The sequence below is a fragment of the Paenibacillus lutimineralis genome (genome assembly GCF_003991425.1).
Lineage (GTDB): Bacteria > Bacillota > Bacilli > Paenibacillales > Paenibacillaceae > Fontibacillus > Fontibacillus lutimineralis.
Window position 1 is genome coordinate 465,811 of the sequence record NZ_CP034346.1, and the last position, 21,605, is coordinate 487,415.

A 21,605-nucleotide genomic window follows, 5' to 3' on the forward strand; every position below is an offset into this window, starting at 1 on the left:
GGATTCATAATGATATAGTGGTAAATATCGACGTTACGAATATATCAAGTGAGGATTTATATGAAGCAATATGAAATTGTCGAACAGCCCATAGAGGTTCAGCTTTATATCGATTACGTGCTTCATCCTGGAGCAGGTGCGGTAACGGTATTTACGGGACATGTCCGCGAGTGGACGCAAGGGGTTAAAACGTTGTTTCTTGCTTATGAGGCGTATGTTCCAATGGCCGAGAAGATGCTGGCTCGGGTTGGCGAAGAGATCGAAGAAAAGTGGCCTGGTACAAGAGTAGCGATTGCTCATCGTATCGGTGAATTGCAAATCTCCGACATCGCGGTAGTCATCGCGGTCTCTTCTCCACATCGTAAGGCAGCCTATGAGGCGAATGAATACGCAATTGAGCGTATTAAGGAAATCGTACCGATCTGGAAGAAGGAAATTTGGGAGAATGGCGAGGAATGGATCGGTGATCAGCGGAGAAATCCAGAGCCGAAAGAAACTCCTTGATCAATCTGAAGTTTAGCTATACAAAGAAGGTGAAGCAGCTATGAAAATAGAGCCGATGCAGGATCAACTGCAGAGGCCGATTAGGGATTTGCGGATATCTGTGACCGACCGCTGTAATTTTCGCTGCACCTATTGTATGCCTAAAGAAATCTTTGGCGATGATTACAGGTTCCTGCCCAGCGAAGAACTGCTCACCTTTGAAGAGATCGTCTTAGTTGCAGAGATTTTTGCCTCTCTCGGTGTCCGTAAGCTCCGTCTGACAGGCGGTGAGCCACTGTTGCGCAGCAATTTGCCATCGTTGATTGAGAGGCTATGGCAGATCGACGGGATCGAAGATATTGGACTGACAACGAACGGACTGTTACTAGGACGATATGCAGACTCACTGATGAATGCAGGGCTGCGCCGTGTGAATGTGAGCCTGGATGCGCTAGATCCTAAGCTGTTCGGACATATTAACGGACGAGGAATCGAGCCTTCACATATTCTGGACAATATTGAATATGCAAGACAGATTGGTCTGCAGGTGAAGGTCAATATGGTGGTGGAGAAGGGCTTGAATGAGCAGGAGATTTTGCCTATGGCGGGCTACTTCAAAGAACGTGGGATCAAGCTCTGCTTCATTGAATTCATGGACGTTGGCAACGATAATGGTTGGAGTATGAAGAAGGTCGTGACCAAACGGGAAATTTATCAGTTGTTGTCTTCGCGATATGAATTGGAGCCGCTGGAGAGTAATTACTTCGGGGAGGTTGCCCAGCGATATCAGTATAAGGATGGCTCGGCCGAAATTGGCTTCATCACATCGGTATCGGAATCATTCTGTTCCACCTGTACCCGCGCCCGTCTGTCGTCAGAAGGTAAAATCTACACTTGTCTCTTCGCTTCGGAGGGCTTCGATCTGAGGCAAATGCTGCGTAGTGGGGCTACTAGATCTCAGCTTATTCATGCGATTCGCGATGTATGGGAGTCACGGCATGACCGCTATTCCGATGAACGTACCGAACAGACGGCCCAGACCCGCAAAAAAATAAATATGTCCTATATTGGCGGATAATAATAAGAGCAATCCTCCTCATCTCCTTCGGAGACAGGAATGGATTGCTCTTGTGTGTTCTACTAGGCTGATAAAGTAAACGGCTGATCGGTTAGTCCAGTTCAACCCAGCGCGTCGCCCACTGTTGGATATCATCCATCAAGGGGGCAAGGTCGCGGCCTTTATCAGTTAATGAGTATTCTATGCGTACGGGCTTCTCCGGATATACAGTGCGCTGTATGACACCTTCTGTCTCAAGCTCTCGCAGTCGGTCGGACAGAACTTTACCGCTCAGATTGGGTAAAGAGTTCTCGATATCGATAAATCGCTGCGGTCCGTCCAGCAGTCGGTATACAATTAATGTAGACCAACGTTTGCTCAATAGTTCAATAGCTCGTTCAAATCGGGGGCAAAGCTGCGGCATTTCCATCGCTATCACCTCTTGTTAAGCATTATACATCCACTAAATAAAATTAACAAGATAACTTTTCGTAACCAATATTATCACTAGCGGATAAATTGTAGAAATATATTTACTTTCATAAAGTAACCAAGGGTCATTTTATTTAAATTAATTAAACGATACAGCGAAGCAATAATACGTAATAGGTGTTGTAAAAGAACTGTAAAGAGTCTGCATAATTCATTAGTGTTATACTAACAGCACAGTTTTTATGAGAGCCTATGAAATGGATGAAGGATGTGTGCGCTCAATGTCAAATCGCAAATGGCTGCTTGGACTGATCGCCCTCGTCGTTTTTTTTGCTTATATATTGTCTCAATTCTTCTTCTCGACGTTGAAAATCAATGATCTGGTACGACAAATTAGCTCGAACAAGGCGGAGGAGGCTTCACTTAAGTATGTTGTACTGATATCTCAGGAGCAAGACAATCCATTCTGGCGGGAAATGGAGAAGGGAGCTAAGGATGAAGCGGGGAAGCAGGGAATAAAGCTAGTCTACATGGGACCGATTCGCAGCAATCCGATAGAGCAGATCCGACTGCTGGAGAAATCGATTGCTCTGAGACCGGATGCGATTATGATCCAGGGCATGGCCGACCCGGGCTACGAACGGCTGATTAATCAGGCGGTAGCTCAAGGAATCCCCGTTATTACGGTGGATGCGGATGAACCGTCGAGCAAAAGGTTGGCTTATATAGGGACGGATAATCGGGCTGCTGGCAGACAGATGGGCGAGCTTGTGCTAAAAGATCATGCAGGCAACGGCAAGATTGGGGTCATTATCGGTAGTGAATTAGCAGACAGTCAGCGTCTAAGGCTGGAGGGGTTCCGCTCGGTGATTACCTCGGCTGCCGATATGGAAATCGTAGACGTCCGTTCTTCGAATATTTCACATATTGGTGCTGCTAAGCAGACACGAGATATGCTCACCCAATATAGGGATATTAGAACGATCGTCGGATTCAGCTCCCTGGATGCCGGAGGCATTCTGGAAGGAGTGAAGGCGATTGGTCAAGAGGGAGTTCGTATTTATGGGTTCGATGATCTGGAAATAACACGGCAAGGTATCGCGCGGGAGGAGATTAAGGCATCTATTGTTCAGCAGCCGCAGGAGATTGGTGCTAAGTCGATGGCTTTGCTAAGCAGCCTTTTTCAAGGAGACAAGCTTTCTGGGGAGTACTTCATTCCTACCTATATCTTAGATCAAGCTCAACTGCAGGGCGGAGGAATTAGCCCATGAATATGCGCAGAATGCTGTTTATCGTTATTCCGGCCATGTTAATTCTGAATAATGCGGTATCCTTCTTTATCTTTCAGAGTGGGCGTACGGTGCAGCAAAGCTATAATATGATGCTGGACCGGGTACTACTATACAAGCAAATTGATGAACAGACGCGTATAAACTTAAGCGCGATCAATGTATATCTCATGGACCATAGTGATAGCAGTCTGGAGTTGTACAAGGAGAGGAACGAAGAGCTGAAGAAGCTGCAATCTAGCTTATTGAGACAAGAAGCTATTGAATCGGCCGGGTTAAATATGAGGGGCTTTCGCCATTTACTGTCGACTTTTATCTCGCAAGAACAGAGCATCCTTAATTCTCTAGAGAGCGCAGCTCCCCTTGCCTATGCTACGGCTTATACGGAGGCCGAGACAACTGCGGAGTTTATCCAGGAAGAAGCTTATCAGCTCATTGATTTGGAGTTAAGCTATTATCAGCCGTTTTACAAGAAGATTCTCGTTCAGACCGAAGTGATGAACCATTGGGGGATTGCTGTCTTTGTTCTGAATACGATCATCAGCGTCATGCTGGCTTATTGGATTTCATTACGCATCACGAGACCGATACAGGAATTGGTAGAGACGGCCGAGCAAATTTCCGAAGGAAATCTGCAGGTGAGCCCTCCCTCAATCGATGCTCATAATGAATTTAGTGTGCTCTTCGAGGCGTTCGGACAAATGCAGAATAATCTTCAACTGCTGATTGACAAAGAGAAGGAAGGGCTGGAGAAGGATCGACTCGTGAAGGAGCTAGAACTGGAAGTGCTACAGAATCAGATTAACCCGCACTTCCTGTTCAATTCATTGAATGTGATGTCCAAGCTTGCGCTGCTAGAGGGAGCAGAGCAGACGAGTGATCTGACAGTGTCGATGTCCAATCTGCTCCGGTACAATCTGCGGAAGCTGGATCGTCCAGTGACGTTAAGGGAAGAGGTGGAGCATGCCAAGGAATATTTCTTCATTCAGCAGGCCCGCTTCCGCGAGCGCATTCGCTTCGAGACCGAGATCGACGAGGCAGGTCTTGATGTATTGGTGCCTGTGCTGACTCTGCAGCCTATTCTTGAGAACGGGTTCGTACACGGCATCGAAGGAATGGAGGAAGGAGCGGTAGTCAAGCTGACAATCTCGTGTGAGCCTAGCGAGACAAGGGTAGCCATTTCTGATAATGGGGCTGGTATGAGCAAAGAGGTTCGCGACTCGCTACTTAATTATGATTCGAATCGGTTGGAGGCGCGCGAGGTTCCCGAGAAGGGGCATTCCACAGGGCTTGGCACCCATAACGTGTTCAAACGTTTGGAGTTATTTTATAACAAGAAAGATATGATCGAAATTGAGAGCGCACCAGGAAAAGGAACGACCGTGATTATACGGATTCCAGCTACAGGTGAGGAGGAGAGCCGTGTACCGCCTACTGATAACAGATGATGAAGCTTTGGAACGGGAGGGAATTGAGTGGATTGCGACACGGATGATGCCAGGCACGTTCGAGATTGCTCATGCGGAGAATGGGCGGATGGCGATCCAGAAGGCGGCCGAATTCCACCCTCATATTGTCATGATGGATGTGAGAATGCCGGGGATTCAAGGACTTGATGCTCTGAAGGAGATTAAAGCACAGAATCCGGATGTGAAAATGGTGATGATCACTGCTTATGAATATTTCGATTACGCGAAACAGGCGATCTCCCTGGGAGTCCGGGAATATTTGGTGAAGCCGGCTAAGCGGGCCGAAGTAGCGGCTGTATTGGAAAGGCTCGTCCAGGAGATCGAAGCGGAGCGGCATAAGCGGAATGAACAGCTTGCGGTCAGAGATAAGTTCTATCAGCTGCTGCCGCTCGCAGAGACGGAAATTGCACTGCATTTGATGGCCGATCAGGTGAATGAGACCGAGGTGGAACAGCTAGCCGATATTCTAAGTCTATCTATCGAGAGAGGGTGCGCATTGGTGCTTGCCTTTTCCGAGCTTGGTGATAAGAAGAAGCGGGTGTATGAAGAGGTCAAGAACTTGGCGCATGCATTGATAAAAGAACCCTATTCCGTGACGATCAGCTCGTTGGTGTACCAGCATATGGCGATCTTTCTACTTGGAGATCCGCAGGGTGGTAGCGCTTCAATAGGGGAAGAAGCGGCACTTCTGGCTGGTAAGCTGGCCGAAGGGCTTAGTCAACAATGCGACATTATGATATCAGTTGGCATTGGTTCAGTGCAAACGGGCATCCCAGGTATCAAGCAATCGTACTATGAGGCTGTATTTGTATCCAAATATGATCAATGGGGAGATATCAACCGCTTCGAGGACTTGAATTTTGCTGAGCCAGAGCGTCCAGGCAAGAATGAAGACAAACTGACCCCCACCATACGTTCCGTCGGAGAGAATTCATATGTTGATTTGGCCATCCGCCAAATCCGTGAGGAGCGGGAGCAGAGCACGCACAATATGCTGGACCAAGCTGTGGCTTATATCCACCGTAAATACCAGGAAGACCTCTCGCTTGAAGATGCAGCAGAGCATGTTCATCTGAATCCTTATTACTTCAGCAAGCTGTTTAAGCAGCAGACGGGGGAGACCTTCATCGACTATGTTACGAGACTTCGCATCGAGAAGGCCAAGGAGATGATGAAGGATAGCCATCTCAGCCTGAAGGAAGTGTGTTATGCCGTCGGATACAAGGATCCCAATTATTTTAGCAGAGTGTTCAAAAAAGTCACCGGAGTAACACCGTCGGAATACCGACAGCAGCTACGATGAGAAGATAGGTCCATGTGTTTTAACGTGGACTTTTTTGTCATGAGTGCTTAATTTGTGCTAGCGTAATGTCCCTTGGCGGAACAAGAATGGACGGGGATTAATTTTATGCTGGCATTGCACAAATTAGTGAAGGGATTCGAGCGTAGATTGGAATAGTCCCCGTGTTACAATAACTTTGGATTTCAGAAAGTATGTGAAATCAAGAGAAAGTACAACACAGAAGGGACGTCAAATGATGAGCTCAAATATATCAGAACAAGGCGATCGAGTCAGTATGAAATTCGTAACCTTGGTGTCTATAGTCGCTGCTCTCGGCGGGTTGCTATTTGGTTTTGATACAGCTGTAGTGTCTGGTGCAATCGGTTTCATGAAGCAGCATTTTGACTTGAATGACTTCCAGGTAGGCTGGGCTGTATCCAGTTTGATTATCGGTTGTATCGTTGGCGCCTTGTCCTCCGGAGTATTAAGTGAGAAATTTGGCCGCAAGAGAGTATTGATCACGGCGGCGATCCTGTTCATTATCGGATCCGTCTTCTCGGCGGTACCGAATACGTTCAACGAGTTCATCATTGCTCGAATGATCGGTGGAATCGGGATCGGAATAACGTCAACCCTATGCCCCTTGTACAATGCGGAGATTGCTCCAGCCAAATATCGCGGCCGTCTCGTGGCATTGAATCAACTGGCAACGGTTACAGGAATATCCTTAGTGTATTTCGTTAACTTATGGATTGCCGGCTTGGGGAATGAAGCCTGGGGCATATCTACCGCTTGGCGCTGGATGTTCGCCTTCGGTATTATCCCTGGTCTGTTATTCTTGGTCCTGCTGTTCTTCGTGCCTGAGAGCCCAAGATGGTTGATCAAGCAGGGCCGGGCAGCGGAATCTCTTCCAATTCTGGTCAAGATTCATGGCGAGACATTAGCGAAGCAGGAGGTGCTGGACATTAAGGAGTCGTTCAAAATCGAGAACGGTTCGATCCGCCAATTGTTCAGTCCAGCGCTGAGACTGGCTCTTATTGTAGGTGTTGGGCTGGCCGTGCTCCAGCAAGTGACGGGAATCAATGCGGTGCTGTACTATGCACCGGAGATCTTCAAGCAGACGGGCGCAGGAACGAATGCGGCCCTAATTCAGACGATCTTTGTCGGAATCATAAATCTCCTGTTCACCATTTTGGCAATCTGGCTGATCGATAAAGTAGGCCGTAAAATGCTGCTGCTGATCGGATCTTCAGCGATGCTGATCTGTCTGATCGTCATAGGCGCTGCATTCCAGACAGGTCATACTTCCGGTCCGCTCGTGCTGGTCTTCATTCTGGCCTATGTAGCGGCCTTCGCTCTGTCTCTTGGGCCGGTGGTATGGGTCGTTATCTCCGAGATCTTCCCGAACCGGATTCGCGGCAAGGCTACGGCGATTGCGTCGATGGCTCTCTGGACGGCTGATTATATCGTATCCCAGGCTTTCCCACCAATGCTTAACTCTGCAGGCCCGGCGCTGACCTTCTGGATCTTTGGTCTTATGGCGCTGATTACGGTAGTATTCACCTGGCGTAAGGTTCCTGAGACCAAGGGGAAGTCGCTGGAGGAAATCGAGTCGCTATGGGCTGCCAAATAACTCATTGCTTGATGCTTACTTGAGTAAGGAATATCCGAGATAACTTTAGATATATTAATGCAAGGGGCTTTCCATTATGGAAAGCCCCTTGCTGTAGTGCGCCCGGCATGGGCGATAACTTGGCGGTGAAAGTCCGCTACAGGCTCGGCAGTAGGAACTGTTAGCCAAGGGCAAGGGTGTCCGTCGTGAGGCGGAATCTGAAGGAAGCCGGAGGCAAACCCTCGGTCTGACGAACAGAAATCACATAGAAGGCATGGTGAGACGGACGAGCTTGCTATACAAAGCAAAGTCCAATACTGCCCGAATCTCATCATGTAAATGTGGCAGATGGATGAGGGGAAGGTTATCGCTCTTACCCGGGGAGATCTCACAGACGTAGAGTAGGAAAAAAAAAATCCGAAAGACGGAGTAAAGCTTGCTGTGAGAAGTCAGCAGAAGCCATAGTACCGGGAAGTTTTTTTTTCGGGAAGGGCTGAACAATCGTAAGGTCTCGAGTACATACAGGAAGGAGAGTCGATGCAATGAAAGCAGAATACCGAAAGGGCTGCTCGCAGAGGGATAGTGTGGAACACGAAAAGTATGCGGGAGCGCGGAGTATCGAAACTCGGGAAAATAAGGAAAGAGGCGGTGCAAAAGATTTGCTGGAAAGGGTACTGGACAGAGACAATCTGAACAGAGCCTACAAGCAAGTCAAGCGCAACCACGGAGCGCCGGGAATCGACGGAATGACCATCGAGGCGGCACTGCCGTGGCTACAGGAAAACAGAGACGAACTCTTGCAAAGCATCCGGGAGGGTCGGTATAAGCCGAACCCAGTACGGCGCAAGGAAATCCCCAAACCAGATGGAAGCGGAGTGAGAATGCTCGGCATTCCCACGGTCGTGGATCGTATTATCCAGCAAGCCATCGCCCAGCAGTTGCAACCACGGTTTGAGATTCTTTTCTCGGATGGAAGTTACGGCTACCGCCCAGGGCGGAGCGCGCAGCAAGCCATCCGAAAAGTGAAAACTTATGCAGAACAGGGATACGGTCACGCGGTAGAAATCGACCTCTCGAAATACTTCGACACGTTGAATCATGAGTTGCTGATGAACCTTCTGCGCAAACAGATCGAGGACAAGCGCGTAACTGACCTGATTAAAAAGTACCTGAAAAGCGGAGTTATGGAAAACGGAGTACGCCGCGAAACGGAGAAAGGCTCTCCTCAGGGAGGCCCTTTGTCGCCGCTTCTGGCAAACATCTATCTGAACGAATTCGATCAGGAGATGGAAAGGCGTGGAGTTGTCGTAATCCGTTACGCGGATGACATCGTGGTACTTGCCAAGAGTAAACGGGCAGCGATGCGACTTATGGAGTCATGCGGGAGGTATCTCGAGAACAAACTGAAACTCAAGATGAATGGGCAAAAGAGTAAAGTAGTAAGCATCGTAGCTCGAAAACACTTCAAGTTCCTGGGCTTCGCATTAGGGAAGAGAGGAAAGAAAGTATACATTCGCGTACATCAACAATCCCTCGCAAAGGCTAAGAAGAAGCTGAAGGGGCTAACGAGCCGGAGTCAAGGCAGAAATGCCAGGCAGGTCATGGAGAAAGTAAAAGTTTACATTCGCGGATGGATCGGTTATTTCTACGTAGCCGATATGAAGCGAATCTTGCAAAGCTGGAATGAATGGTTGCGAAGACGGATGCGTATGTACATCTGGAAGCAATGGAAGAAGCCGAAAACGAAGGTAGAAAACCTGCGCAAGCTAGGAGTACCAGAGAGGCAGGCCTACCAATGGGGAAACTCCCGTCTTGGTTACTGGCGCATAGCCGGAAGCGCGATACTACAACGTTCGATTACAAACGAAAAGCTCGTACAGGCAGGATATTACGATTTTCCTGCGCAGTACGAGCGTCTGCATAACTTGCACTTAAGCGATTGAACCGCCGTATACCGAACGGTACGTACGGTGGTGTGAGAGGTCGGCTACTCAACTAATGGGTAGCCTCCTACTCGATTATTCTCGTTGGCATAGTAATTAAGGCGTTAAATTCGATTTATTGTCTAAGAAGAATACAAAAACTGCAAGTATGCATCTTTTTCGAATGAAATCGGCTGTTTTTGTGAAATTGCTGCAAATATGCATGATTTTTTACCTATATCCTTGGAATCATGCCAATAACAGAAGAAAAACCTGCGTATTTGCAGGTTTTCCTTTCTTAGAGGGGGGAGCCTCAATCAAAAACTGTATTTTTGCAGGAATTTCTGTCAATAGCACCTGGAGGTTCTAACAATCCGTACAGATGAGGATGGCTTCTGCTAACCCCATCGATATTATTGAGCAGCCACAGTATTGTTATCTGGAGTAACAATTACGACTTCCGCGTTCGTAATACCTGGGAGAGACTTCGTCATGATTGGCGAGTGGTATACTACTACCTTCATGCCGTCCTTTAATTCCATGTCGTCTCCTGCTAACGGGAGGATAACGGTCTTGTCGGAGATGTTCAGAATGATGTCATTCTCTGTCTTGTCGTCAGAGCCAACGTTGAGATAGACACGGCCTTCGCCTGCCCGTTCCGAATTCGTGATCGTGCCTTCTGCTTTGACCGCTTGAGCTGCTTTGACAATAATCTTGTCGGCATGGGTTTGACCAGGATAGCTCATCGCCATTACATTACCGTAGAAGGCATCGATATAGCTATTTTCTTTCAATGCATCGGCAGTTAATACAGCCCCGTTCTCATCAACGATTACTGTATCTTTATCCACATGCAGCATGACATAATTGGTGCCACCGTGCTCCATTGGGTTGCCGATTACGGTGATCGATTTTTCATTCTTACTCGTGATAATTCCACTTGTACCCGGCGTAAGATCAGCAATCTCGTCTGTATTTACAACGAGATAGTTAGTGGTTGACTGTGCAGGTAAGCTCATCGCCACGGCAGGGCCATAGAATGCTTCCACACTCATACCGGCCTTGATATCGCCAGCTTCGATAGCCTTGTGGTTCTGATCGAGGATAGTTGCTTTAGGATCTAGATGGAGGATGATCTCATCGTTATAACCGCCGTAGAGATCAGTTCCCTTCACCAAGATGCTTCCATCTTCAGTCACTTCGGAGACAGTGCCTTGAATAGCACTGAAGTCATGGTCTTGAACGACCAGTGTCAAGGCAGTTCCGCGAGCTGGCAGGCTCTTGGTGATGTTCGGTCCGTAGAAAGCTTTAATCACTTTCTTGTCATCGATAATTGACTTCAAGGCAACGGTTTGGCCTTTTGCATCGACGATCTTGGTATCTTTGGTAATCGAGAGAATGATCTCACTTTGATCGGTTGCAGCCAGACCGCGGCCGGTGACAGTAATGAATTTACCTGTTTTATCATTAACGAAATCGGTGATTTTCCCCATTGTTCCAGGTACAACCTTGGCTTGAGTGATAGCAGTCTCATTAACTGGCGTTGCTACCCCTTGTTGAGCAAAAGCTGCTGTAGGCAGAGCGGCCATAGCCAGGATCGTTGCGGTTGCTAAAACTTTGAATGGTTTGTTCATCAGTATTTCCTCCTAGTTCTATGTGTAGGTAGTAAATTGCCAATATGGCGTGTCCTTGTTTGCTGTTTTCGTCTTTATAGACGGGGGTCATTAAGAAATGTTGCAGATAAAGTGAAAATTTTCATAAGTGGGTGGACAGTGGAGAGCGTTGGGAATGCTGTTTTACAGTGCCCTTACATGTGGTACTCTGAAGCATAGAATATCTGATTTAAGGAGACGGAACAGTTATACCTACAAGGAGGCATCACATATGACAATGAATCAAACGATCGGTTCTGCGTTCAACAAGACTACATATCGGCTTTCGGGTCATGGCCCAAGAAATATAGGAATGCTTATGACAACATTTCACGACATGAATGAGGATACAGACAGCGATATGTACGGCAAGGGAAAGTTTATTGAACAGTTCCAGGAGAAAATGGCTGAATTTTTGGGCAAGGAGAGTGCTGTGTTCTTCCCTAGCGGGACGATGGCACAGCAAATCGCATTGCGGATCTGGTGTGACCGGCAGGGACTGCGAAAGGTCGCTTACCATCCTCTCTGCCATCTGGAAATTCATGAGGAAGACGGTCTCAAGAAGCTGCATGGAATAGAACCGGTCCTGCTGGCTGATCGAAGCCGCTTAATCACTTTGGACGATGTTAAAAATAGGGGCGAGGACATTTCTTGTCTGCTTCTAGAATTGCCGCAACGGGAAATCGGCGGACAGTTGCCGGATTATGCGGAGCTTGAGGCTATTTCAGCATATTGTCATGAGCAGGGAATCAAGCTGCATCTTGATGGTGCCAGATTGTTTGAAATCCTGCCGTACTATGGGAAGACTGCCGCTGAGATTTGTTCCCTTTTCGATAGTGTATATGTTTCTTTCTATAAAGGGATCGGCGGTGTAGCTGGGGCCATTCTGACCGGGGATTCGGAGTTTACAGAGGAGTCAAAGCCTTGGAAAAGACGGCATGGCGGCGATTTAATCAGCTTATATCCGTATATTATCAGTTCAGATTACTATTTCGAGCAAAGGATCGGCAAGATGGAGCAGTACTATCAGGGAGCCAGGCAACTGGCTGAATGGTTCAATCGTTGCCCAAGAACTGCGACGGTGCCAGAGGTCCCCGTTTCAAACATGTTCCATATTCATTTTGCGGCGCCCCAAGCGCAAGTTGAGCAGGCTCTGATCGATCTGTATGAGGAGACCGGGATCGGCATCACTTCAAATCTCCGGGCGATTGATGAGAACTCATGTTATACAGAGATCAGTGTTGGAGATAAATATGCGGAGCTGTCCTCGAAGCAGATCGAGACCGTATTCTCACTGTTGATTCGGAAGTTAAGTTTACTTGGTAAGGCATAGTTCTTAAGGATCAGAACAAAGCAAGCCCACAGCGGATGATGAATTTCATTAGCTGTGGGTTTTTTGAGTCTTTTCCACATTTTCCCGAACTATACAATAGGTTGAAGTCAAAATTATCCGTGAATGGGTAAAAATCAGACCTGTTTCCAGGAGGATCATTGAAACTATGATGAAGTACAGTACTGAAATAATAGCTTGCATGGTGAAAGGGGGAATTTCAAGTTGAAAGCGCTTTATAGGAGAATGTCGGTGGTGTTGATTGTCGGAATGCTGCTTCAGGTGCTGATTCCCGCCGGGCTGCTTGTGACCAAAGTGTCTGCGGATGAGGGAACCGGGGATAATCTCGTTCCTAATGGAGGCTTTGAAGATGTGGTTCAGACAACGGATGCATCCTGGATCGGCGGCTTGAAGCCAAATGGTTGGGGAGCCTGGCTGGCCAGTAAGAATGGTAAGGTGTCTGTTACGGATGCGGTTTACCACTCAGGTGCTTATTCTGTACAGATCGAGCACACTGGCAGTGATAGAACGGGGCTCTCTATTAATGTTCCGGTATCGGCAGAGGGCAATTACAAGCTAAGTGCCTGGATCAGGACTCAGGATGTCGTATCCAGCGGCGGAGTATTTGTCAGAACTAATTTCTACCGGAGTGTAAATGGGATGGATGGCAGCACTGTTGATGATAAGATTAATGATATCGTCGGCCCCATCACGACTAAAATGGCAGGTACAAATGATTGGACTCTACAGGAGGTCGTGGTATCTGTTCCGGCTGGAGCTCGGTATGTTAGATTAGAGCCGTTCTTCGAGACAGGCACGGGAACGGTATGGTTCGATGATGTGAAGCTTGAACGCTGGGGAGGAATTACAGGATTGGACCTACAGCCAAAGTCAATCTCGCTGCATACAGGGGATAGCGCCATACTGACACCGGTCATTACGCCACAGGATGCGGGAGGACAGGCGCTGATTTGGACATCATCCGACCCGAACGTAGCGAGCGTAGATGAGGGCAATGTTACAGCTAATGATTATGGAACAACGACGATTACTGTCTCTACACCGGATGGACTCTTCCGGGCGGAGGCTTTTATAACGGTAGAATCTACTGAAATGCTGGACGGTTATGATGAGCTCAGGCAGAGGTGGCATGCCAAGCTGATCGGCGGAGAATGGATGGATATGAGCGATTCGGATGTAAGGAATTACATCGATAAATTGTCGAACCGGATTTCGAATGCTCAAGCAACAGGCACCTGGGACCTGATGGACAAGACACCGGGTGCGCAGAATTTATGGGTTGGCGGAATCTCCCGCGATAATACCGATTCGGCAGCGATTACGAAGGCTTATACGATGATCAAGGATATGGCAACGGCATATTCGACAGAGGGGACATCACAGTATAGGAATCCCGCTCTGAAGGATGATATTATATCGGCTCTCGATTGGATGCATACCTATCAATATAACGAGAGCAAGAAGATCGTTGGCAACTGGTGGGACTGGGAAATTGGAACTCCACAGGCCCTAATGGATATTCTTGTACTTATGTACGATGATCTAAGCGAGGAACAGATCACCAAATATCTGAAGGTTATCGATACATTCGTACCGGACCCGACCAAGCGGGTGCAGAATGGGAGTGTAACCGAGACCGGCGCGAATTTGCTCGACAAGGCGCTGGTCGTTGTATTACGCGGTGTCGTCGGCAAGCAGAGCTTCAAGATTGAACAGGGCAAGAACGCGATATCAGGCGAGTTCCAATATGCCAAAAAAGGCGATGGGATCTACGAGGACGGATCTTTAATCCAGCATACGAACATTGCTTATACGGGTTCCTATGGGGGCGTACTGATCGGCAGAATGGCCGACTTAATGTATTTGTTCAATGCATCTCCTTGGGAGATCAACGATCCGAGCGCAAGCAATGTGTATCGTTGGGTCGAGGATTCCTTCGAAGCGTTGATTTATAAAGGAGCCATGATGGATAACGTCAAGGGACGCAGCATCTCACGGCAGAGCGACTCCGATCATCTGACCGGACGTGCGATTATCCGTACGCTAGCGAGGTTGGCAGAGGGCGCTCCGGCAGAACAGTCCACCAAGATCAAGAGCATGATTAAGGAGTGGGTACAGTCTGATACTACATTCTCTAACTATTATGAAAATATGCCCATTTACGAGATGAATCTGATCAAAGCGATTATCAATGATTCTTCAGTCACAGCGCGTGGAGAACTGGTTAAGCACCAGAATTTCGCGGCGATGGATCGGGTTGTTCATCTGCGTCCGGACTACGGATTTGCGCTTAGTATGTTCTCGCAGCGGATCTCGGCCTTTGAATACGGCAATGGGGAGAACAAGCAAGGCTGGTATACCGGTATCGGCATGACCAGCTTGTACAACAATGATCTGTCGCAGTACAGCAATCAATACTGGCCGACGGTAGATATGCTCCGCTTGCCGGGAACGACAACGGACGGCTATGCACCAGCTCCCAAAGACTGGGCGTCATATTACAATCCTCGGGCCTGGGTCGGTGGCTCGACGCTCGATGGTCAATTCGGAGCAAGCGGCATGAATTATTCATTCAAGGACAGCACGGGAAGTGATCTGCAGGGCAAGAAGTCCTGGTTCATGTTCGATGATGAGATTGTAGCGATAGGTTCAGATATTTCAGGGTCGGCTAACCGTAAGGTAGAGACGATTGTAGAGAATCGGCAAATAAATGACAGCGGTTCCAATAATCTGGTTGTTGACGGTCAGGTGAAGCCTGCCACGCTCGGCTGGGAGGAGACGCTGAAGGGAATTAGCTGGGCTCATTTGCAAGGCAATGTTCCAGGAGCGGACATCGGATATTATTTCCCTGAGAAAGCGGACATTGACGGGAAGCGCGAAGCAAGAACCGGATCTTGGAAAAATATTAATGATGGCGGCTCGGCAGATCAGATCACTAGAAATTACTTAAGTCTGGCATTCGAGCACGGCAGCGCACCGAAGAATGGATCTTATGCCTATGTATTGCTGCCTAATAAAGGGGTAGCTGAGACGGAGCAATACAGCCAGAATCCTGATATCGAAATCTTAAGTCAATCAAGTCAGGTTCATGCTGTCCAGGATAAGAAACTGGGTATAAGCGCCTTTAATTTCTGGGAGGCAGGCAAGTCGGCATTCGTTCGGGCATCTAATCCGGCCTCTGTGATGGTGAAGGAAGAAGGGAATAAGCTGACCGTATCCGTGTCAGATCCGACACAGACTCAGAACAAAGTCACAGTCGATCTGGGTAAGGTTGTACTGAAGGAATTGACGAAGGACGAGTCCGTGAACGTTGTACAGACGGAGCCTTATCTTAAGCTGGAGATCAATACGGCGGGCTCTCTTGGCAGAAGCCATGAGATTCAATTCGAGTATGATCCTCAGCAAGCCCCGGAATTGGAGGGGGAACCTGAAGGTCCAGAGCAGGGTGAGAAATCCACAGTTTATGTCAGCGAGGATGCTTTTGTACAAGCGGGTTCAGATGTTAATACGAACTTTGGCGCTCGCAGCTATATGGACATTAAGAATGGTACGGGGACTTATCTGCGCAAAGCCTTCCTGAAGTTCGATATGAACGGGATCCCTGCTGACCGCGAGATTGAATCCGCTAAGTTGTTTGTATATGGCGGGGTTAATGACAGCCGTACAAAGGATGCTGGAGTAAGTATCCATGAAGTAGGGAGCAACAATTGGAGCGAGACTGCACTGACATGGAATAACATGCCGGAGATCGGTGCCTCCATTGAGAAGATCTCGGTAGATAAGGATACCCAATGGCGGCAATTCGATGTTACGTCCTTTGCACAGTCGCGGTTGAAGCTGGATGGTCAGATGAGTCTGGCTTTGCAGGGAGATTCAGATTTGACAGTGACAATTAAAAGTAAAGAATTCGATGGCGGAATTTATAAATCTTACTTGGAGATTACTTTCAAGCCGAATGTTCCGGTGAAAGGCATTAGCTTAAGCAGTGAAGAGGCTGTACTAGTAGCAGGTGAATCGATGAATCTTAAAGCAGCACTTGTCCCGCTTAATGCTACGAACACGGAGCTTGCTTGGAGTGTTGATCGCAGCGATGTGTTGAAGCTGGAGGCAAATGAATCCGAGGCAACGATCACGGCATTGAAGCCGGGCAGAGCCAAGGTTACGGTGACAACGGCTGATGGCAAGCTATCTGCAACCTGCGAGGTTCAGGTGGTTCTATCGAAGATCACTGGCGATTTGAACGGTGACGGGAAAGTTACGGTTGGTGATCTGGGCATAGCGGCTGCGAGCTTCGGCAAGAACAGCGCAAGCTCGGATTGGGAAGCAGTAGAGGCAGCGGATATAAATGGGGATGGAATCATTGATTCTGCTGATTTGAAATGGTTCGCCGACCAGATACTGCAATAACTATTTTAAAGCGGGGGACAAGAAGTCCCCCGCATAACTTATCGAGGGAGGGTGTTATATCATCGTGTGGAAACATAGAATGAAGCCTATCGTCCTTGTGTTGATGATTTCTTCGCTTATTTTTGCGTCTTTCCCAGCCGCACCAGCTTCAGCTGGACAGGCTGATGAGTTCGAGGCGCTGCGAATTAAATGGTTCAATTACTTGACCGGCGGTACCGGGCTGGATTTGAACGATGCGGATATCAGCAGTGCGATTCAAGCCAATGCCCAGAAGGTTACTAACGACGCTAAAAATGGGGTTTGGGATACGCTGGTTAAGGATCCGGGCAGGGCCTATCTATGGTCCGATTATAAGAGTACTACGGATTCAAGTCATATCACTAATTCATATAACCGATTAAAAGATATGGCGATTGCCTATGCGACTCCAGGCACGAGCTTATATCAGAATTTGGAATTGAAGAATGATATCATTTCCGGTCTGGATTGGATGTACACCAATCGCTATAACCCACAGAAGGCTACTTATAACAACTGGTGGGATTGGGAGATCGGGGCTCCTCTGTCCCTGGCAGACATTATTACCATCATGTATAACGATCTGTCTGCACAGCAGATTGCAGACTATACGAGTACAATTGACCGATTCATACCTGATCCAACGAAGAGGTTAATCGGTTCGCCAGGCTTGAAGGAGACAGGTGCCAATCTGCTGGATAAATCATTGGCTGTTCTGTTGCGAGGGGTGCTAGGCAAGGACGAGCAGTCCATTCTGAAGGCGCGGACCGCCATTAGCTCAGCCTTCCCATATGTGACGAGCGGAGACGGCTTCTATGAAGACGGTTCATTCATCCAGCATGGGAACATCGCTTATACGGGTAGCTACGGTAGTGTACTGCTCGGAGATATATCGAAGCTGCTGACGATCCTGGACCGCTCTCCTTGGCCGATTGAGGTTGCCGATTTCGGTAATGTGTGGAAATGGGTGACCGATTCCTTCGAGCCTGTCATCTATGACGGACATATTATGGAAATGGTCAGCGGCCGGGCGGTATCCCGCTATAACAATAATACACGCGGCGCGGTGTGGACGATTCTTCGTCTGGCGCAGTTCGCTCCGCCTGAGCAGGCTCCCTATTACAAGAGCATGGTGAAGGAATGGGTCGTCTCGGATACGAGCATGACGAATCCATTTGTGGGCATGCAGATCAGGGATATTGTAAACTTCAAGCAGTTGCTGAACGATTCCAGTATTAAGCCGCGTGGCGATCTGATTATGCATCATCAATTCTCGGTCATGGATCGGATTGTTCATTCAAGACCAGGATATACGCTAGGAATCAGTATGTCTTCTTCCCGGATTGCCAATTTCGAGGGAGGGATGAACGGTGAGCATACGCGAGGATGGTATACCGGTGATGGCATGACCTACCTGTACAACTCGGATTCCGACCAGTTTCGTAATGCGTTCTGGCCAACGGTTGATTCTTACCGGATGCCGGGAACGACCTCCGACGGTTTGCCGAGACCAATGATTAAGACAACCGGCAAGAACTGGGTCGGCGGTTCATCGATGGATAATCAGTTCGGAATTGCCGGGATGGATATGGCTCCTCCTGGAAGCAATCTAACCGGGAAGAAATCCTGGTTCATGTTCGATGATGAGATCGTAGCTCTCGGGGCCGGCATCACGACCCCTGATGAGCGCAAGGATGGACGTCAGGTTGAGACAATCGTTGAGAACCGGATGATCAATCCAGCGGGCACGAACCAATTAACTGTGGATGGACAAGTGACGCCAACAAACCTGGGCTGGTCCGATACATTGAAAAATGTGAAGTGGGCGCATCTGGAAGGGACAGCGAAGGGGGCCGACATTGGCTATTACTTCCCGAATCCTACCGACATTGGGGCTTTACGTGAGGCGAGAACCGGTTCCTGGAAGGATATTAACTCCACAGGCCCGGCCGACCCAATTACTCGCAATTACGTTAGTATGGTCGTAGAGCATGGTGTTAAGCCAACAGATGCTGGCTATTCTTATGTACTACTACCATCATTCGATGCGGCGGCTACGAAGGCATATAACGATAACCCGGATGTTCAAGTATTAAGCAATACCGCGCAAATCCAAGCCGTACAGGAGAAGAAGCTTGGAATTACCGGGATTAACTTCTGGCAGCCAGGGGAAATGAACGGGATTCGTGTATATCAACCGGCTTCCGTCATGGTTAAGGAGCAGGGCGACGAATTGACGGTATCCGTGTCCGATCCGACACAGACGCAATCGAAGGTCAGGGTGGAGATCGCTGCCACTTTGTTGCAGGAGATCAGCAAGGACGAGGCGGTCAAAGTACTGCAGACGGCACCTACGGTTCAGCTTGAAGTTAACACCCAAGGCAGCAAAGGGAAGAATCATGTGATCAAGCTGAAGATCGATCCTGATGCGGACACAGAACTACCGGAGGAAGGGGCGCTGGAGCCTGATGCTGCAGCCAAGATCCGAATCGATGTGTCTGAGGATACGTATGTAAGTGGTGGGAAGAATGCTGCTGCGAACTATGGAACTACTAACGGGTATTTATTAGTTCGCAACGGTAGTGGAGATTTCGACCGCAGAGTGTTCCTGAAGTACGATCTCTCGCAAATTGTGGATGACATCGAACGAGTTACGCTGAATGTATATGGGAAGACCAATGATAGTAATGGTACCCAGTCTGACATCGGTGTATTCGAGATTCGTGACGATAGTTGGAAGGAAAAAGAGCTCACTTATAACAATAAGCTTGCGCCAGGCGCTCGCTTGGATCTTCGAACAGTCGCATCTCCTGATCAATGGTGGCAATTCGATGTGACGCCATTCGCCAAGGAGAAGCTGCAGGACAATAAAATCGTTAGCTTGACCCTGCAGCAGGTCGGCAAGGATTTAAGCGCTGAGGTTCGCAGCCGTAAAAGCGAAAATGGAATCTATCGATCTTATCTCGAGGTGCTTCTCAAAGATAACATTGCACCAACAACGAAGGTTCAGATTGAAGGCGACACAGGAGCTGGAGAGGAACATTATAAGGACGTAACTCTACTCTTCACTGCTGAAGATAACCCGAAGGGCTGGGGCGTTCTCCGAACTGAAGCCCGTATCGATGGTGACAAATGGCAGACAGTCAAGGACAGTAAGCTGCTCATTCAGGGAGAAGGGGATCACATCGTTGAGTATCGCTCAATCGATAAAGCGGGCAATATGGAACAGGCACAGCAAATTGCCGTATCTGTTACGCGTCCAATTGTCGATTTGAAGGGACCGAATGAGATAATAGCAGGAGATCAGTTGGTCGTGAAGTATGGAGTAAATACTTCGATGAAGGACTTCTACGCGAATCATATTGTACTTACCTATGATGAGAAACTGTTGCAGTTCGTATCTGCTGAATCCTTGCAGCAAGGGATTACTATCCTGGATACACGTAAAGAAGAGGGACAAGTTCAGCTTGTGATTGCAGGAGAAGGAGTGCCGATTCAAGGCAAGGAGGATATGTTGAAGCTTACCTTCAACACGACGAAGGTCACATCGCCAACCGAAGGCAAACTTAATGTGAACAAGTCCGTACTGGGCAATCTGTCTGGAGATGAGATTGATGCGGCCCCGGCGTCTCTAATTTTCACATTGAAGGACAAGAAAGACCCGGGCCCTGGTGATGGCAACGGTAACGGCAACGGAAACGGAAACGGCAACGGAAACGGCAACGGAAACGGAAACGGTAACGGAAACGGGAACGGCAACGGAAACGGAAACGGAAACGGCAACGGAAACGGTAACGGAAACGGTAACGGAAACGGGAACGGAAACGGGAACGGCAACGGTAACGGAAACGGAAACGGAAACGGTAACGGAAACGGGAACGGCAACGGAAACGGTAACGGAAACGGGAACGGAAACGGGAACGGGAACAGTAACGGAAACGGCAACGGAAACAGTAACGGAAACAGTAACGGCAACGGAAATGGTAACAGTAACGGAAATGGAAACGGGCCAGGTAAGGAATTGCTTTTGAAGGATACGGCGGGTCATTGGGCTGAGAATATGATTCGTAAAGCCATAGAAGATGGTTTGGTTCAGGGTTATTCGGATGAGACCTTCCGGCCGAATAAGCCGATTAATCGTGCTGAGTTTACAGCATTATTAGTTAGAGGCTTGAATCTGAAGGAAGAAGATGAGCTCACGTTCAAGGATGCCGATCAGCTTCCGGAATGGGCGAAGTCCGATATTGCCAAGGGAATCAAGAGAGGCTTCATTAGTGGATTCCCGGATCATACGTTCCGGGCAGATCAAGCGATTACGCGTACTGAGCTTGCCGTGATGGCTGCCAAGGCATTGAACAAGGCCGCACCGCAACAGACGGAGCTAACATTCTCCGATGCGGGAAGCATTCCGCCATGGGCACGTGGCTGGATCGCACTAGCTGTGAACGAAGGCCTGATTCAAGGCCGCGGTAACAATCGCTTTGCTCCCCAAGATGTGGCTACCCGCGCTGAGGCGTTGGCTGTCGTGATGCATCTAGTGGAAGCTCAGGGACAGAAATAACCGGATATTTAAGATGAAAGGAAAGGTCGAGTTCAGGGTGTGAAGTACTGCCCCGAGCTCGACCTTTTTG

At 48.5% G+C, this 21,605-nt stretch carries 12 protein-coding genes; 10 read left to right on the top strand and 2 right to left on the bottom strand.

Annotation, left to right across the window (positions count from 1 at the left end):
- The first annotated feature begins 60 nt into the window (after positions 1 to 60).
- Both EI981_RS02130 and moaA read left to right on the top strand, forming a co-directional pair.
- Positions 61 to 504, top strand: a complete 444-nt coding sequence (locus EI981_RS02130) for a molybdenum cofactor biosynthesis protein MoaE (RefSeq protein ID WP_126995012.1) — start codon at positions 61 to 63, stop codon at positions 502 to 504.
- Between the two features lie 40 nt (positions 505 to 544).
- The gene (gene moaA / locus EI981_RS02135; protein WP_126995014.1) at positions 545 to 1,561 is read left to right on the top strand and encodes a GTP 3',8-cyclase MoaA; all 1,017 of its coding nucleotides are present in this window, start codon (positions 545 to 547) and stop codon (positions 1,559 to 1,561) included.
- A gap of 91 nt (positions 1,562 to 1,652) precedes the next feature.
- On the opposite strand, the gene EI981_RS02140 is transcribed toward moaA, so the two are convergent.
- Positions 1,653 to 1,970, bottom strand: a complete 318-nt coding sequence (locus tag EI981_RS02140) for a winged helix-turn-helix transcriptional regulator (RefSeq protein WP_126995016.1) — start codon at positions 1,968 to 1,970, stop codon at positions 1,653 to 1,655.
- 283 nt (positions 1,971 to 2,253) lie between these two features.
- Here EI981_RS02140 and EI981_RS02145 point away from each other — a divergent pair, with 283 nt between their 5' ends.
- The 5 genes from EI981_RS02145 (at position 2,254) to ltrA (ending at position 9,567) form a co-directional block, all read left to right on the top strand.
- Positions 2,254 to 3,243 (top strand): substrate-binding domain-containing protein, encoded by a 990-nt coding sequence (locus EI981_RS02145; protein WP_126995018.1) that lies wholly within the window; start codon positions 2,254 to 2,256, stop codon positions 3,241 to 3,243.
- Positions 3,240 to 4,709: a sensor histidine kinase gene (locus EI981_RS02150; protein ID WP_126995020.1), complete on the top strand. Its 1,470-nt coding sequence runs from the start codon at positions 3,240 to 3,242 to the stop codon at positions 4,707 to 4,709. Before EI981_RS02145 ends, EI981_RS02150 begins: the two co-directional genes overlap by 4 nt.
- Complete coding sequence (locus tag EI981_RS02155; RefSeq protein ID WP_126995022.1) at positions 4,684 to 6,033, top strand: AraC family transcriptional regulator; 1,350 nt, start codon at positions 4,684 to 4,686, stop codon at positions 6,031 to 6,033. The genes EI981_RS02150 and EI981_RS02155 overlap by 26 nt, the downstream gene beginning before the upstream one ends.
- A 232-nt stretch (positions 6,034 to 6,265) precedes the next feature.
- A complete protein-coding gene (locus EI981_RS02160; RefSeq protein WP_418789035.1) occupies positions 6,266 to 7,645 on the top strand; it encodes a sugar porter family MFS transporter in 1,380 nt (459 codons plus the stop codon).
- 521 nt (positions 7,646 to 8,166) lie between these two features.
- Entirely contained in the window at positions 8,167 to 9,567 is a 1,401-nt protein-coding gene (ltrA, locus tag EI981_RS02165) for a group II intron reverse transcriptase/maturase (RefSeq protein WP_126995024.1), read from the top strand.
- 392 nt (positions 9,568 to 9,959) lie between these two features.
- Here the strand turns inward: ltrA and EI981_RS02170 are convergent, their stop codons facing one another.
- Positions 9,960 to 11,180 (bottom strand): peptidase, encoded by a 1,221-nt coding sequence (locus tag EI981_RS02170; protein WP_126995026.1) that lies wholly within the window; start codon positions 11,178 to 11,180, stop codon positions 9,960 to 9,962.
- 250 nt (positions 11,181 to 11,430) lie between these two features.
- On the opposite strand from EI981_RS02170, the gene EI981_RS02175 reads away from it, so the two are divergent.
- The 3 genes from EI981_RS02175 (at position 11,431) to EI981_RS02185 (ending at position 21,535) form a co-directional block, all read left to right on the top strand.
- Complete coding sequence (locus EI981_RS02175) at positions 11,431 to 12,531, top strand: threonine aldolase family protein (protein WP_126995028.1); 1,101 nt, start codon at positions 11,431 to 11,433, stop codon at positions 12,529 to 12,531.
- A gap of 243 nt (positions 12,532 to 12,774) precedes the next feature.
- Positions 12,775 to 16,956, top strand: coding sequence for a polysaccharide lyase family 8 super-sandwich domain-containing protein (locus tag EI981_RS02180; RefSeq protein WP_162616060.1), 4,182 nt, complete (start codon positions 12,775 to 12,777; stop codon positions 16,954 to 16,956).
- 64 nt (positions 16,957 to 17,020) lie between these two features.
- Positions 17,021 to 21,535, top strand: a complete 4,515-nt coding sequence (locus EI981_RS02185) for a polysaccharide lyase family 8 super-sandwich domain-containing protein (RefSeq protein ID WP_227011653.1) — start codon at positions 17,021 to 17,023, stop codon at positions 21,533 to 21,535.
- Positions 21,536 to 21,605: the final 70 nt, after the last annotated feature.